The organism is Faunimonas sp. B44 (assembly GCF_052655945.1).
The window spans coordinates 41,989-56,786 of the sequence record NZ_JBQYEX010000005.1 but is presented as its reverse complement, the minus strand read 5'-3'; the positions used below and the strand labels follow the sequence as shown (position 1 = coordinate 56,786).

Below are 14,798 nucleotides of genomic sequence, written 5' to 3'. Positions count from 1 at the left end.
GGAGTACAGCCGCCGCGCCCGGCCCGCAAGCCGCCGCCGGCCATACTTTCGTGTGCGCGACGCCCGGGCGTTTCTGGCCCTTGCCGGCCGCCGCTGCTACCGTCGGCCGGATGAACGAGAGGCCCGACCCGACCGCGACGGAGGCCGCCGGCGAAGCCGCCGCGCCCGCGCGGATCACGCCGATGATGGAGCAGTACGTCGAGATCCGGGCCGCCAATCCGGACTGCCTGCTCTTCTACCGGATGGGCGACTTCTACGAACTCTTCTTCGACGATGCGGTGACGGCGTCGCGCGCGCTCGGGATCACGCTGACCAAGCGCGGCAAGCACCTGGGCGACGACATCCCGATGTGCGGCGTGCCGATCCACGCCGCGGACGAGTACCTCCAGAAGCTGATCGCCCTCGGCCATCGCGTCGCGGTCTGCGAGCAGGTCGAGGACCCGGCGGAGGCGCGGAGGCGCGGCGCGAAGTCGGTCGTCCGGCGCGAGGTCACGCGTTTGGTCACCCCGGGCACGCTGACGGAGGACAATCTCCTCGAGTCCGGCCGCAACAACTACCTCGCCGCGCTCGTGCCCGTGCCTTCGAGCACGCCCGACCGCGAGGACCACGCGCTCGCCTGGGTGGACATCTCCACCGGCGAGTTCCGGATCGGCTGCGCCGGCCCGGGCGGGCTCGCCGCCATGCTCGCCCGCATCGAGCCGCGCGAGGTGCTGGCGCCGGACCGGCTCGCTTCGCTCGCCGCGGTCGAGGAGGCGGGCGCCGCGCTGACGCCGCTGTCCGCCTCCTTCTTCGATCCCGCCACCGCCGGGGAGCGCCTCGCCGCCGCCTTCGGGGTGGCGACGATGGAGAGCTTCGGCGCGTTCACGCGGCCGGAGCTCGCAGCCGGCGCGGCTGTCCTGTCCTATGTCGAGAAGACGCAGATCGCCCGCCGCCCGCCGATCGAGCCGCCGCGGCGGGTCGGCGATCGCGAGGCGCTGCGCATCGACGCCGCCACGCGCGCCAATCTCGAGCTGTTCCGCACGCTCTCCGGCAGCCGGGCCGGAAGCCTCCTCGCCGCGATCGATCGGACGCTCACTGCGGGCGGGTCGAGGCTTCTCGCCGACCGCCTCTCCAATCCGCTCTGCGACCCGGCCGCCATCGACCGCCGCCTCTCCGCCGTCGACCACCTGGTCCAGGACGCCGCGCTCCGCACCGATCTGCGCGCGCTCCTCTCCGGTGCGCCCGACATGCTCCGCGCGCTCTCGCGGCTCGCGCTCGACCGCGGCGGCCCGCGCGATCTCGCGGCGATCGGCGCCGGTCTGGCCGCCGCAGGCGAGGCCGCCGCGCGCCTCGGCGGCGGCGCGCTGCCCCTGCCGGACCTCCTCGGCGAGGCGTGCCGCGGGCTCCGCGATGCGCCCGCGGCGCTCGCGACGGCCATCGCCGCAGCACTCGAGGACGCGCTCCCGCTCTCGAAGCGGGACGGCGGCTTCGTGCGGCCGGGCTGGGCCGCCGAGCTCGACGAGGCGCGCGGCCTGCGCGACGAGAGCCGCCGCGTCGTCGCCGCGCTGCAGGCGCGCTACGCCGAGACGACCGGCCTCCGCACGCTGCGCATCCGGCACAACAACGTGCTCGGCTATTTCGTCGAGGTGAACGCGAGCCAGGCGCGGGCGCTGTCGGACTGCGAGGCGATCCGGTTCGTCCACCGCCAGTCGCTCGCCAGCGCGATGCGGTTCTCCACGCTCGAGCTCGGCGAGCTGGAGCAGCGCATCGCGAGCGCCGCCGAGCGGGCGCTCGGCCTCGAGCTCGCCGTGTTCGACGACCTTGCCGCCAGCGTCACCGCCGTGGAGGCGCCGATCCGCCGTGCGGCGCAGGCGCTCGCGGAACTGGACGTCGCCGCCGGCTTCGCCGAGCTCGCGGAGGCCGAGGGCTACGTGCGCCCGCGGGTCGACGACGGCCTCGCCTTCGCCATCAGGGGCGGCCGCCATCCGGTCGTCGAGCAGGTCCTGCGCCGGACGGGCGAGACCTTCGTCGGCAACGACTGCACGCTCGGCTCCGAGAGCGGGAGCGAGGGCAGCATCTGGCTCCTCACCGGCCCGAACATGGCCGGCAAGTCGACTTTCCTGCGCCAGAACGCGCTGATCGCGATCCTCGCGCAGACCGGGTCCTTCGTGCCCGCCGCGGAAGCGCGGATCGGCGTCGTTGACCAGCTCTTCTCCCGGGTCGGCGCGGCCGACGACCTCGCCCGCGGCCGCTCGACCTTCATGGTCGAGATGGTCGAGACGGCGGCGATCCTGAACCAGGCCGGCGAGCGCGCGCTGGTCATCCTCGACGAGATCGGGCGCGGCACGGCCACCTATGACGGGCTGTCGATCGCCTGGGCGGCGATCGAGCACCTGCACGAGACGAACCGCTGCCGCACCCTCTTTGCCACCCATTATCACGAGCTGACGCAGCTCGCCGCCCGCCTGCCGCGGCTCAGGAACGCCACCATGAAGGTGCGCGAATGGAAGGGGGAGGTGGTGTTCCTGCACGAGATCGTGCCCGGCGCCGCCGACCGCTCCTACGGCATCCAGGTCGCCAAGCTCGCCGGCCTGCCCGCCCCGGTGATCGCCCGCGCCCGCGAGGTCCTGCGCGGCCTGGAGCGGAATGCCGGTCGGCGCGGACCGGCGGTCGTGGACGAGCTTCCGCTGTTCGCCGCCCCGCCGGCCGAACCTCCTCCACCCGATCCGGCCCTCATTGCGATCGACACACTCGATCCCGACGCCCTCACGCCGCGCGAGGCGCTGGAACGCCTCTACGACCTGAAGCGCCTGCGCCGCAGCCGGGAGGAATAGGCAGCGGCGAAGCGGGCGTGGTATCGGAGGCGCGTGAAGCGACCAGCGGATCGAGAGACGTGAACCGAATCCGGCAGGCGGAAAGCCCGATCGACCCGCAGGCGCTGAGCGGCGCGCTCGACGAGATCGCCTGGAAGCACGGCGGCGAATCGCCCGATGCGCGGCGCGCCGTGCTCGACCTGCTCAAGGCGACGTTGCTGGAAGGCCGTCAGGCGATCCGCCGCGATCTCGATGCCGACAATGGCGGGCGCGAATGCGCCGAGCGGCTCAGCGCGCTCACCGACGTCGTGATCGGGGCGCTCTACACCTTCGCCACCGGCCGCGTCTTCCGGGTCAGCAACCCGTCCTCGGCGGAGCGCCTGTCGCTGGTGGCGGTCGGCGGCTACGGCCGGGCGACGCTCGCTCCCTTCTCCGACATCGACCTGCTCTTCCTCTTCCCGTACAAGCAGACCGCCTGGTCGGAGAGCGTCACCGAGTACCTGCTCTACATGCTCTGGGACCTCGGGCTGACCGTCGGGCACGCGACCCGCACCGTCTCCGAGACGCTGAAGGCGGCGCGCGACGACATGACGATCCGCACCGCGGTGCTCGAGGCGCGCCACGTCTGCGGCGACCGGGAACTCTTCGACGACCTCGTGAAGCGCTTCGACGCCGAGGTGGTCGCCGGCACCGCCTCCGCGTTCATCGCCGCCAAGCTCGCCGAGCGCGACCAGCGCCACGAGCGCGTCGGCGCCTCGCGCTACCTCGTCGAGCCGAACGTGAAGGACGGCAAGGGCGGCCTGCGCGATCTCCAGACGCTGTTCTGGATCGCCCGCTACACCTACCGGCTGCCCTCGGAGCAGGCGCTGTCGGAAGCCGGACTCCTCAGCCGGTCGGAGCTGCGTCTCTTCCGGAAGTGCGACGACTTCCTGTGGGCCGTCCGCTGCCATCTGCACTTCCTGGCCGGGCGGGCCGAGGAGCGCCTGTCCTTCGACGTCCAGCCCGAGCTCGCGCGCAGGCTCGGCTATCAGCGCCACCCCGGGCTAGAGGCGGTCGAGCGCTTCATGAAGCATTACTTCCTGGTGGCCAAGGACGTCGGCGACCTCACGCGGATCGTGTGCGCCGCGCTCGAGGCGCGCCAGGAGAAGATGGCGCCGCGGCTGAACCGCTTCCTGCGCGGGCTGACAGCCCGCCGGCGGGTGCTGCCGAAGGCGGGCGATTTCGTCATTGAGAACGACCGCATCAACGTCGCGAGCCCGGACGCCTTCGAGCGCGACCCGGTCAACATGATGCGGATCTTCGCGCTCGCCGGCACCCACGATCTTCCGCTCCACCCCGAGGCGACGCGGCTCATCACGCGCTCGCTGCGGCGGATCGGGCGCACGGTCCAGCAGGACCCCGAGGCGAACCGGCTGTTCCTGGAGATCCTGCGGACGCCGGAGCGCAACGAGCTGGTGCTCCGGCAGATGAACGAGGCGGGCGTGTTGGGGCGGTTCGTGCCGGAATTCGGCCGCATCGTCGCGATGATGCAGTTCAACATGTACCACCACTACACGGTGGACGAGCACCTGATCCGCGCCGTCGGCGCGCTGGCCGACCTCCAGCTCGGCCGGATCGCCACCGAGCACCCGCTTTCCAACGAGCTCCTGCCGAAATTCAAGGACCTGACGCTCCTCTACGTGACGCTGTTCCTGCACGACATCGCGAAGGGCCGGCCGGAGGACCATTCGATCGCCGGGGCGCGGGTGGCGCGCCGGGTCTGCCCCCGCCTCGGTCTCTCCGCCGCGCAGACGGAGCTCGTCGCCTGGCTCATCGAGCAGCATCTCACGATGTCGCGGATCGCCCAGTCGCGCGATCTCGCCGACCGGCGCACGATCCTCGACTTCGCGAACATCGTGCAGTCCATGGAGCGGCTGAACCTGCTCCTGGTGCTCACCGTCTGCGACATCCGGGCGGTCGGCCCGGGCGTCTGGAACGGCTGGAAGGGGCAGCTGCTGCGCACGCTCTACTTCGAGACCGAGGCGGTGCTGACCGGCGGCCTCGGCCGCGAGACGCGGGGCGCCAAGGTGGCCGAGGCGCAGGCCGCGCTCTCGGCGCGCCTGTCGCACTGGCCCGACACCGAGCGGGAGCGCCTCCTCGCGCTCCATTATCCGGCCTACTGGATCCGCGTCGACGAGGAGCGCCAGGTCCGGCAGGCCGAGCTCATCCGGTCCGCCGACCGGGACGCGCGGCACTTCTCGGCCGAAATCCGCCCGATGGCGTTCGAGGGCGCGACCGAGATCACCATCCTCACACCGGACCACCCGCGCATCCTGTCGCTGATGGCGGGTGCCTGCGCCGCGGCCGACGCCAACATCGTGGACGCGCAGATCTACACGACCATGGACGGGCGCGCGCTCGATACCATCGTGGTCTCGCGCGCCTTCGACACCGACGCCGACGAGCGGCGGCGGGGCGAGCGGATCGTGGCGACGATGGAGCAGGCCCTGCAGGGCCGGCTGCGGCTCTCCGATGCGCTCGCGCGGAAGCGCCGCAAGAGCCGGCGGCGCGACGCCTTCGTCATCGAGCCGCAGGTCAGGGTGACGAACGAGCTCTCCGACCGCTTCACGGTCATCGAGGTCGAGTGCCTGGACAGGTCCGGGCTGCTCTACGACCTCACCCACGGCATCGCCGAGCTCAACCTCGACATCGCCTCCGCCCACATCGCGACCTTCGGGGAGCGCGTCGTCGACACCTTCTACGTGACCGACCTCGTCGGCCACCAGGTCACCGCCAAGGCGCGCCAGACCCGGATCAGGCGGCGCCTGCTCGAGGCGATCGGAGCCGACGAGACGCCCGCGGCACCGGAGATCAGGGCCTCGTGAGCCTCGCCACGAAGTTCTTGAGCGTCGGCGGGGCGACGCTCGCCAGCCGTCTGCTCGGCTTCGTCCGGGAGATGATGGTGGCGGCCGCGCTCGGCGCCGGCCCGGTCGCCGACGCGTTCTACGCGGCGTTCCGGTTTCCGAACCTCTTCCGGCGGCTGCTCGCCGAGGGCGCGTTCAACGCGGCCTTCATCCCGCTCTTCGCCCGCACGCTCGAAGGCGAAGGCGAGGATGCCGCGCGCCGCTTCGCGGAGGAGGTGCTCGCCGCGCTCGTGCTGGTGCTCGCCGCCCTGACGGCCGTGGTCATGATCGCGACCCCGCTCATCGTGGCCGGGATCGCGCCCGGATTCCGCAGCGACGCGGCGAAGTTCGACCTGACCGTCGAGCTCTTCCGCGTGATGTTCCCCTACCTCGTCTGCATGTCGCTGACCGCCATGGTGAGCGGCGTGCTGAACGCCCATCGCCGCTTCTTCGTGGCCGCGCTCGCGCCGACGCTCCTCAACGTCGTCACCATAGCCGGCCTCGCCTTCGCGATCTGGCGGGGAATGGACGGGGCGGACGTGGGGCGCGTGCTGAGCTGGTCGGTGCTCGTGGCCGGCGTGGCGCAGCTCGTGATGGTGTCGGTCGCCGCCCGCCGCATCGGCTTCAGCGTGCGCCCGCGCCTGCCGCGGCTCACGCCTTCGGTCAAGCGCCTGCTCTGGCTGATGGGGCCGGCCGCGCTCGCCGGCGGCATCACCCAGATCAACCTCTTCATCGGCCAGATCATCGCCTCCACCAAGGACGGCGCGATCGCCGTGCTCCAGTTCGCGGACCGGATCTACCAGCTGCCGCTCGGCGTGATCGGCATCGCGATCGGGGTCGTCCTGCTCCCGGAGCTCGCCCGCACGCTCAAGGCCGGCCACCTGCGCGAGGCGGTGCACACGCAGAACCGGGCGCTCGAGTTCGCGCTGTTCCTGACGCTGCCGGCCGCAACCGCCCTCGTCGTCGTACCGGAGGAGATCATCAGGGTGCTCTTCGAGCGCGGCGCCTTCACGCCCGAGACGACCGCCTCGACTGCCCGCGCGCTCGGCATATACGGGCTCGGGCTGCCCGCCTTCGTGATGATCAAGGTCTTCACGCCGGGGTTCTTCGCGCGGGAGGACACGCGCACGCCGATGTATTTCGCGGCGACCGCCGTGATGGTGAACGTCACCCTCGCCCTCACCCTCTTCCCGCGGATGGCCGAGGCCGGCATCGCCACGGCGGAATCGGTCGCCGGCTGGGTGAATGCCGGGCTCCTGCTCTTCACGCTGCGCCGCCGAGGCCAGTTCGCGGTCGACGAGATGCTCCTGAAGCGCCTGCCGCGGCTCGTCCTGACGCTCGTCGTCTTCGCGGCCGCGATCTATGCGGGGTCGCGCGTCTTCGGCGGGGCGTTCCGACCGGACGCGGGACTGGCGAAGCAGGCGGGCGCGCTGGTCGTCCTGGTCGGCGGCGGCGCGCTCTTCTACTTCGCAGCCGCGCAGCTCACGGGCGCGGCGGACTTTCGCTCCTTCGCGCGAAATCTCCGGCGCCGCTGAGCCTTGCGCCGCCTGCCGGCTTTGGCCATAAGGCGCGCCTGACCAGCCCAGATCGATCCGCCATGACCCAGTTCCCCGAGCGCGTCTTCTCCGGCATGCAGCCGACGCACACGCTGCATCTCGGAAACTATCTCGGCGCGATGGTGAACTGGATCGCCATGCAGGAGACGCATTCCTGCATCTATTGCGTGGTCGACCTGCACGCGATCACCGTGTTCCAGGATCCGGGCGAGCTCGTCGGCAACATCCGCCAGGTGACGGCCGCCTACCTCGCTTGCGGGCTCGACCCGAAGCGGTCCATCATCTTCAACCAGAGCCAGGTGCACGCCCACGCCGAGCTCGCCTGGGTCTTCAACTGCGTGGCCCGCCTCGGCTGGCTGAACCGCATGACGCAGTTCAAGGAGAAGGCCGGCAAGGACCGCGAGAACGCGTCGGTCGGGCTCTACGCCTATCCGAACCTGATGGCGGCCGACATTCTGGCCTACCGCGCCACCCACGTTCCCGTCGGCGAGGACCAGAAGCAGCACCTGGAGCTTGCCCGCGACATCGCGCAGAAGTTCAACAACGATTTCGCGGCGGCGATCGCAGCGCACGGGCACGGCGACGCCTTCTTCCCGCTGCCGGAGCCGATGATCACCGGGCCGGCGACCCGCGTCATGAGCCTGCGCGACGGCTCCAAGAAGATGTCGAAGTCCGACGCCTCGGATCTCTCGCGCATCAACCTCACCGACGACGCCGAGGCGATCGCGCAGAAGTTCCGCAAGGCGCGCACCGACCCCGAGCCGCTGCCATCGGAAACCGCCGGGCTCGCCGGCCGGCCGGAGGCCGACAACCTCGTCGGCATCTATGCCGCGCTCGCGGGGATGACGAAGGAAAGCGTCCTGCGCGAGTTCTCGGGCGCGCAGTTCTCCACCTTCAAGCCGGCCCTCTCGGACCTCGCGGTGGAGAGGCTCGGGCCGATTGCCGCCGAGATGCGCAGGATGATGGACGATCCGGGCTATATCGACGGCGTGCTCGCCGACGGCGCCGAACGGGCATCGGCGATCGCTGTCCCGATCATGGACGAGGTGAAGGACGTGGTGGGCCTGCTCCGCACCGTCCGCGCCGGCTTGCCGGCCGGCTGACCCGATGGCACGATGAGCCCATGATGAAGCCCCGGCGCGCGCTCGAGGAAGGGCACAGGCGCAAGTTCCTCGTGGTCGTCGACGACACGCCGGAATGCGTGCGGGCGCTGGTCTATGCCGCCAAGCGCGCGCAGCGCACCGGCGGCGCGCTGGTCCTCCTCTACGTGATCGAGCCGGAAGGGCCGCAGCATTGGCTGGGCGTCGAGGACATCATGCGCGCCGAAGCGATGGAGAAGGCGCAGACCGTGCTCGGCCGCTTCGCCGCCAAGGGCCGCGACGTCTCCAACATCGAGCCGGAGCTCGTCATCCGCGAGGGCAAGCGCGCCGAGGAGATCGTCAAGCTCATCGAGGACGACGAGGACATCGCCATCCTCGTGCTCGCCGCCGGCGCGGGCACCGAAGGGCCCGGCCCGCTCGTGACCTCCATCGCGGCCAAGGGCTCGGGCACCTTCCCGGTTCCGATGACCATCGTCCCGGCGAGCCTGTCCGACGAGGCGATGGACGCGATCGCGTGAGCGCGGGCGCGCGGCGTCCGGACGCTTCGCCTGCCCGGACATCCTCCACTCTCGCTTGAAGCGGTTTCCCGCGAAGCCCATATTCATGAGCAAGCAGGACCGGATGCCGACAGGGTCCGGGCGGCGAAGTCGCTTAAGTTGAGGACTTTGCGAATGACGCGCATGACGCCCTTCTCGAGCCCGTTCCTCGTCGGGTTCGACGACGTGGAAAGGCTCTTCGACCGCGTGTCGAAGAGCGGATCGGACGGGTACCCGCCGTACAATGTCGAGCGGATCCCCGCCACGGAGGGCGCCTCCGCCCGCCTCGTGATCACGCTCGCCGTGGCCGGGTTCGGAACGGAGGACATCGACATCACGCTGGAGGAGAACGAGCTCGTGATCCGCGGCCGCCAGGCCGAGGAAAGCGAGCGCGACTATCTCCATCGCGGAATCGCGGCGCGCCAGTTCCAGCGTACATTCGTTCTCGCCGACGGGATGGATGTCGTGGGCGCGGACCTGAAGGACGGCCTCCTCGCGATCGAGCTCGTCAGGCCCGATCCGGAGCGCTCGGCCCGCAAGATCCGCATCGCCTCGCGCGACTGAGCACGAACAAGGAGCACCATCAATGGCAGAGAACGTGTCCAAGGTAATGCCGCCCGAGGTGTTCGAGCGGCTCGGCGGCGGCGAGATCGCCTATCTGCGCCCGCTGCGCTCGGAAGACGTGCACCGCATCTTCCCGCAGGCGCCCGAACTGGAGCCCGGCATCAAGCTGTGGGCGCTCATCAGCGCGGAAGGCAAGCCGATCATGCTGACCGACACGCGCGCCGCGGCGCTCGCCAATGCGAGCGAGAACGATCTGGAAACGGTCAGCGTCCACTGAAAGATGAAGGAGCGCGGCGCCCCTCGAGCCGGGCGCCGCCGGCCGCGCCGTCAGGCGGCGTTCGTTTCGAGCGAGGGGTTGATCAGCAGCGCATAGAGCGCCTTCGGATCGGTCGTGCCGCGCAGCTTCTGGGCGAAGGCCGGGTCGCGGAGCACGCGCGCGATGCGTGCGAGCGCCTTCAGATGGTCGGCGCCGGCACTCTCCGGCGCGAGAAGAAGGAAGACGAGATCGACCGGCTGCTCGTCGATCGCGTCGAAATCGACCGGCCGCGCGAGACGCGCGAAGACCCCCGTCAGCCGCTCGATCTGCGCCAGCTTGCCGTGCGGGATGGCCACGCCGTGGCCGACGCCCGTCGATCCGAGACGCTCGCGCTGCAGGATCGTCTCGAATATTTCCCGCTCGGGCAGCCCGGTGACCCGGGACGCCTTCTCGCAGAGATCCTGGATCACCTGCTTCTTGCTCTGCGCCTTGAGCGCAGGAAGCACCGAATCAGGTGACAGAAGATCGCTCAGATCCATGAAGCTACCTTTGTATGAGCGTCGGCGGCTTGCAAGCCCGCTTCGCCGTCAGCGCTCTTCCGCGCCCGGCGCCATGCGCTCGTTGAGGGCCGGATCGATCCAGCCGAAATGCCCGTCGGCGCGCCGATAGACGACGTTGATCCCGCCATGGGTCTGGTTGCGGAACACGATGACCGGAGCATCGACCCGGTCGAGCTCCATGACCGCGGCGCTGACCGAGAGCGTACGGACCGCGGTGCGCATCTCCGCCACGATCGCCGGCGCGTAATCCTCAGCGATCTCCTCTTCCTCGGGCGGCGCGGCAAGGACGAACGAAGCCGCTTCGGCCGCCTCGCCCTGCGGTGCATTCCTCTTGTGGGCCTTCAGGCGGCGCTTGTAGCGGCGCAGGCGCTTCTCCAGGCGCGCGCAGGCCTGATCGAAACTCGCATTCGCGTCCGGGGCCTCGCCCCGCGCCTCGAAGACGATGCCGGTGTCGAGGTGGATCGCGCATTCCGTCTCGAAGATCCGGCCGCTCTTGCCGATCGCCAGGTGACCGGAGAAGCCGCCGTCGAAATACTTGTCCACCGCGTCGTTCAGCTCTGTCTCGATGCGGGTCCTGAGCGCCTGGCCGATATCGAAGTTCTTGCCGGAAATCTTCAGCGCCATGTTGTCCTAGCATCCGTTGCGTCGAGTGTGGCGACCGGACTTGCGCGCTGACGGCCCCCGATGCGGGGCGGACGTGTACGCGCGCGGCAGGGGGGAGTCAATCGGCCGGCGGCCGGACCTCCCCGCGGATCAGGAAGCGAGATTCGCGCGCTTCTCCCGGCGCCGCTGGACCGATGACGGGATCCCCATCATTTCGCGGTACTTCGCAACGGTCCGCCGCGCCAGCTCGATCCCGTCCTTCTCCAGGACGTCCACGATCGCGTCGTCCGACAGCACGGCGTCGGGGCGTTCGCCCGCGATGAGGGCCCGGATTCGGTGCTTCACGGCCTCGGCGGAGTGCGCCTCGCCGCCGCCGCTCGCCGGCAGCGCGGTGGAGAAGAAGAACTTCAGCTCGAAGATGCCGCGCGGGGTCGCCATGGTCTTGCCCGCGATCGCGCGGCTCACGGTCGATTCGTGCACGCCCACCGCATCGGCGACCATGCGCAGATTGAGCGGCCTCAGCGCACATACCCCATGCACGAGAAAGCCGTCCTGCTGGCGGACGATCTCGGTGGCGACCTTGAGGATCGTGCGGGAGCGCTGGTCGAGGCTGCGTACCAGCCAGTTCGCCTTCTGCAGGCAGTCGGTGACGAACCGGCGGCTCTGCTCGTCGCCCTTCCGGGTGAACGCCGCATAGCTCGTCCGGTCGACGAGAACCCGCGGAAGCGTGGCTTCGTTGAGCTCCACCTGCCAGCCGCCGGCGGGGGCGCGGCGGACGAGAACGTCGGGAATGAGGGTCGCGACCGGCTCCGACGAGTAGTCGGCGCCCGGCTTGGGGTGAAGCGCGCGTATCTCGGCGATCATCTCCGCAAGGTCCTCGGCGTCGACCCCGCAGGCGAGCCGGAGCGCCGCCAGGTTGCGGCTCGCGAGCAGGTCGAGGTTGGCGAGGAGCGCCTGCATCGCCGGGTCGAGGCGGTTCTTCTCGACGAGCTGCAGGGCCAGGCATTCGCGCAGCGACCGCGCGAACACGCCGGTCGGCTCGAACGTCTGGCAGCGGCCGAGGACGGCCTCGATCCGCGCCTCGGGGACGGCGAGCTCGACGGCGAGCGCAGCCAGATCGGCGACCAGGTAGCCGGCCTGGTCCAGCCGCCCGACGAGAACGCGTGCGATGAAGCGATCCGTCGGATCGGCGATGGTATTGTCGATCTGGCGCTCGAGCAAAGCCTCCAGGCTCTCCTCCGCCGCGAGCCGGTCCTCGATGCCCGGGAACTCGCCGTGCCCGGCCGGCTGGAGGCGCGCGCTGTCCCAGGACGGGCCGGCGCCCTCCTCATCGTTTCCCTCGTAGGGATCGACCGGCTCGCCGCTCGCCTGCTCGTCGTCGGCGGCGCGTTCCGCAAGCGGATCCTGCTGCTCGAAGCCGTCCATCTCGCCCTCTTCCCGTTCGAGAAGGGGGTTCTGCTCCAGCTCAGCCTCGATGAACCGGTCGAGCTCCAGCCCCGACATCTGCAGGAGCCGGATCGCCTGCATCAGCTGCGGCGTGATGACGAGCGACTGACTCTGCCTGAGCTGCAGCTTCGCCGATAGAGCCATGACGCGAACGCCCCGGTTTACCCGGCCCCGTTAGCCATCCCGGCCGGTTGTTGCAGAGCAGCATAACCGGGCCGCGGAACGAGTCAAAGGCGGAACTGCTCGCCCAGATATACGCGGCGGACGTCGGGGTCCGCGATGATCTCGTCCGGACGACCCTCGGTCAGGACATGGCCGGAATGGATGATGTAGGCCCGGTCGATGAGGCCGAGCGTCTCGCGGACATTGTGGTCGGTGATCAGCACGCCGATGCCGCGCCGGGTGAGGTGGCGCACCAGCGCCTGGATCTCGCCGACGGCGATCGGGTCGATCCCTGCGAACGGCTCGTCGAGCAGGATAAATGCCGGCCGGCTGGCGAGCGCGCGGGCGATCTCGCAGCGCCTGCGCTCGCCCCCGGAGAGCGCGATGGACGGGGATTTCCGGAGGTGCCCGATGTGGAATTCGGCGAGCAGCGCGTCGAGTTCGGCCTCGCGGCGGCGGCGGTTGGGCTCGACGATCTCGAGCACGGCGCGGATGTTGTCCTCCACGGAGAGGCCGCGGAAGATCGAGGCCTCCTGCGGCAGGTACCCGATGCCGAGCCGCGCCCGCTGGTACATCGGCAGGCCGGTGATGTCGTAGCCGTCGAGCTCGATTCGGCCGCCCTCGGCACGGATCAGCCCGGTGATCATGTAGAAGACGGTCGTCTTGCCGGCCCCGTTCGGGCCGAGCAGCCCGACCGCCTCGCCCTGCCGCACGGCAAGCGAGACGTCCTCCACCACGACCCTTCCCTTGAAGCTCCGCCGCAGCCCGCGCGCGACCAGCCAGCCCTGCGCGCCGTCGATCGGAGGCGCCTCGATCACCGCCGAGCCCAGCGCCTCCGGCGAGGCGCGGTGGCGAAGCCGCGCGGCCAGCCGGCGCCAGATCGTCTGGCGCTGCCGGGCGCCCCTCTGGCCGACGCCGGAGCCCGCGCCGGACACCTCGCGGAGCGCCGTCGTCAACGGGGCCGGCCCGGCGCCTGCGACGGGGCGAGGATGGTCTGGACGCGGCCGCCTTCGACCCTCGCCTCCTTGGTCTTCAGGTTGACGACCAGCCGCTCGCCGCGAACGACGTTGTCGTTCTCGGTCAGCACGACGTTCCCGGTGAGCGTGATCATGTCGGTCGCCATCTCGAACACCGCGCGCTCGCCGGTCGCGGTCTGCGTGTCCGACTGGACGACGACGCCGCCGCTCGCCTCGATCCGGTCGATGCTGGACCCCGGCGCCGCGCCGGCCGCGCCGCCGGCTCCGCCCTGTCCGCCGCCCACCGCCTGGCCGGTATAGAAGACCCGCATCTCCGCCGTCTTCAGGACGGTCGCGCCCTGCAGAACGCGCACGTTGCCCTTGTAGATGGCGATCTTCTCGGCATCCCTGACCTCGAGGCGGTCGGCCTCGATCTGGATCGGCTGGTCGGAATCCGTCGACAGGCCGGTGAAGGCCTCGCCGAAGCCCTGCGCCGACGCCGAACCGGCCGCAATGCCGGTGAGCACCGTCACCGCAACGGCGATGAAGGCACGCTGCAACAGGATCATCAGTGCTCCTCCCCCGCGGCCTGCCCTGCAGGCGGCGCTTCCGTTGACGGCCTGGCCCGTTTCGGCGGCATCATCAAGGTTTTGACCTGCTCTTCCAGAACGATGATCTTGCCGCCTTCCGAAACGCTCAGGCGGTTCGCCGTCGTCTCGCTGTCCTGGTACAGGATCCTGACCGCGGAGGGCGAGACGAGGGTGCCCGCCTTCATGTCGATCTCGGCGCCGGCCATCCGCATTGAGTAGCCTTCGGTCGAGGCGACGTCGACACCCCCGTGCAGATTGAGCGTTCCCTCGCCGTTGTTGAACGCGCCGCCGCCCGCTTCGATGTCGGCGCTGCCGCGGCCGGGGAGCTTGAGGTTGGCGGAAATCCGCTCGAGTTGCACCTCGTCCGGCGCCGAGAGGAGCTGCGTCGCCCGGTCGGCCCTCACGGTGTACTCCCGCATGGAGCGGTCGAAGCCCGACAGTCGCGGGTTCTCCATCACCACGGAATTGCGCGTGACGGTGGTGCGCGCCACCGAGAAATCGAAGTCGACCGGGGCGGCCACCCGGCTCGCGACGGCGAGTGCGACGATCGCCAGCACGCCGGCAACGGGCAGGCCGCGGCGAAGCGTGCGCACCAGCCGGGAGTGGCGCCGAGCCGCGCGGAAGACCTGCAGCCTGCGCCGAATCTCCGTCGCGGTTCTGCGTTCCGCTGCGCCGTGCTGGCCGGCGATGGTGGCGTCTGCGTGCAAGTCGTTCGACCTCGCCTCGGCCTTATCGGGTCCGGTGTGGTGATTTGATGGCGCGACCCCGGCGGCGAACCGGCCGAGCCGGCCGCCT

General features: G+C 70.5%; 13 protein-coding genes. 7 read left to right on the top strand and 6 right to left on the bottom strand.

Features of this window, described 5'->3' with window-relative positions:
• The first annotated feature begins 110 nt into the window (after positions 1–110).
• The 7 genes from mutS (at position 111) to ACUN0C_RS11845 (ending at position 9,707) form a co-directional block, all read left to right on the top strand.
• Complete coding sequence (gene mutS / locus ACUN0C_RS11875) at positions 111–2,813, top strand: DNA mismatch repair protein MutS (protein WP_445466581.1); 2,703 nt, start codon at positions 111–113, stop codon at positions 2,811–2,813.
• A gap of 59 nt (positions 2,814–2,872) precedes the next feature.
• Complete coding sequence (locus ACUN0C_RS11870; RefSeq protein ID WP_445466580.1) at positions 2,873–5,656, top strand: [protein-PII] uridylyltransferase; 2,784 nt, start codon at positions 2,873–2,875, stop codon at positions 5,654–5,656.
• Complete coding sequence (gene murJ, locus ACUN0C_RS11865; protein WP_445466579.1) at positions 5,653–7,209, top strand: murein biosynthesis integral membrane protein MurJ; 1,557 nt, start codon at positions 5,653–5,655, stop codon at positions 7,207–7,209. The genes ACUN0C_RS11870 and murJ overlap by 4 nt, the downstream gene beginning before the upstream one ends.
• Before the next feature lie 62 nt (positions 7,210–7,271).
• Entirely contained in the window at positions 7,272–8,333 is a 1,062-nt protein-coding gene (gene trpS / locus ACUN0C_RS11860; RefSeq protein WP_445466578.1) for a tryptophan--tRNA ligase, read from the top strand.
• A 20-nt stretch (positions 8,334–8,353) separates the two neighbouring features.
• Positions 8,354–8,848 carry a universal stress protein gene (locus ACUN0C_RS11855; protein WP_445466577.1) on the top strand — a complete coding sequence of 165 codons (495 nt, stop codon included), beginning with the start codon at positions 8,354–8,356 and terminating at the stop codon, positions 8,846–8,848.
• Between the two features lie 153 nt (positions 8,849–9,001).
• Positions 9,002–9,430 carry an Hsp20 family protein gene (locus ACUN0C_RS11850; protein WP_445466576.1) on the top strand — a complete coding sequence of 143 codons (429 nt, stop codon included), beginning with the start codon at positions 9,002–9,004 and terminating at the stop codon, positions 9,428–9,430.
• Between the two features lie 22 nt (positions 9,431–9,452).
• Positions 9,453–9,707 (top strand): DUF1150 family protein, encoded by a 255-nt coding sequence (locus tag ACUN0C_RS11845; RefSeq protein WP_445466575.1) that lies wholly within the window; start codon positions 9,453–9,455, stop codon positions 9,705–9,707.
• Between the two features lie 50 nt (positions 9,708–9,757).
• Here ACUN0C_RS11845 and ptsN read toward each other — a convergent pair whose 3' ends face one another.
• The 6 genes from ptsN to lptC all read right to left on the bottom strand — a co-directional run bounded on the left by ptsN (position 9,758) and on the right by lptC (position 14,710).
• On the bottom strand, positions 9,758–10,225 hold the full coding sequence (ptsN, locus tag ACUN0C_RS11840; protein ID WP_445466574.1) for a PTS IIA-like nitrogen regulatory protein PtsN: 468 nt from the start codon (positions 10,223–10,225) through the stop codon (positions 9,758–9,760).
• Between the two features lie 48 nt (positions 10,226–10,273).
• Complete coding sequence (gene hpf, locus ACUN0C_RS11835) at positions 10,274–10,870, bottom strand: ribosome hibernation-promoting factor, HPF/YfiA family (protein WP_445466573.1); 597 nt, start codon at positions 10,868–10,870, stop codon at positions 10,274–10,276.
• 129 nt (positions 10,871–10,999) lie between these two features.
• Positions 11,000–12,439: an RNA polymerase factor sigma-54 gene (gene rpoN, locus ACUN0C_RS11830; RefSeq protein WP_445466572.1), complete on the bottom strand. Its 1,440-nt coding sequence runs from the start codon at positions 12,437–12,439 to the stop codon at positions 11,000–11,002.
• 83 nt (positions 12,440–12,522) lie between these two features.
• The gene (lptB, locus tag ACUN0C_RS11825; RefSeq protein ID WP_445466708.1) at positions 12,523–13,287 is read right to left on the bottom strand and encodes an LPS export ABC transporter ATP-binding protein; all 765 of its coding nucleotides are present in this window, start codon (positions 13,285–13,287) and stop codon (positions 12,523–12,525) included.
• 122 nt (positions 13,288–13,409) lie between these two features.
• Positions 13,410–13,982 carry an LptA/OstA family protein gene (locus ACUN0C_RS11820; protein WP_445466571.1) on the bottom strand — a complete coding sequence of 191 codons (573 nt, stop codon included), beginning with the start codon at positions 13,980–13,982 and terminating at the stop codon, positions 13,410–13,412.
• Entirely contained in the window at positions 13,982–14,710 is a 729-nt protein-coding gene (gene lptC, locus ACUN0C_RS11815; RefSeq protein ID WP_445466570.1) for an LPS export ABC transporter periplasmic protein LptC, read from the bottom strand. The genes ACUN0C_RS11820 and lptC overlap by 1 nt, the downstream gene beginning before the upstream one ends.
• Between the last annotated feature and the right edge of the window lie 88 nt (positions 14,711–14,798).

Excerpts from the sequence above, each read along its gene's own strand:
- ACUN0C_RS11850 (WP_445466576.1), top strand. The coding sequence starts at position 9,002 with ATGACGCGCATGACGCCCTTCTCGAGCCCGTTCCTCGTCGGGTTCGAC.
- ACUN0C_RS11820 (WP_445466571.1), bottom strand. The coding sequence starts at position 13,982 with ATGATCCTGTTGCAGCGTGCCTTCATCGCCGTTGCGGTGACGGTGCTC.
- trpS (WP_445466578.1), top strand. The coding sequence starts at position 7,272 with ATGACCCAGTTCCCCGAGCGCGTCTTCTCCGGCATGCAGCCGACGCAC.
- mutS (WP_445466581.1), top strand. The coding sequence starts at position 111 with ATGAACGAGAGGCCCGACCCGACCGCGACGGAGGCCGCCGGCGAAGCC.
- rpoN (WP_445466572.1), bottom strand. The coding sequence starts at position 12,439 with ATGGCTCTATCGGCGAAGCTGCAGCTCAGGCAGAGTCAGTCGCTCGTC.
- ACUN0C_RS11845 (WP_445466575.1), top strand. The coding sequence starts at position 9,453 with ATGGCAGAGAACGTGTCCAAGGTAATGCCGCCCGAGGTGTTCGAGCGG.
- ptsN (WP_445466574.1), bottom strand. The coding sequence starts at position 10,225 with ATGGATCTGAGCGATCTTCTGTCACCTGATTCGGTGCTTCCTGCGCTC.
- hpf (WP_445466573.1), bottom strand. The coding sequence starts at position 10,870 with ATGGCGCTGAAGATTTCCGGCAAGAACTTCGATATCGGCCAGGCGCTC.
- ACUN0C_RS11855 (WP_445466577.1), top strand. The coding sequence starts at position 8,354 with ATGATGAAGCCCCGGCGCGCGCTCGAGGAAGGGCACAGGCGCAAGTTC.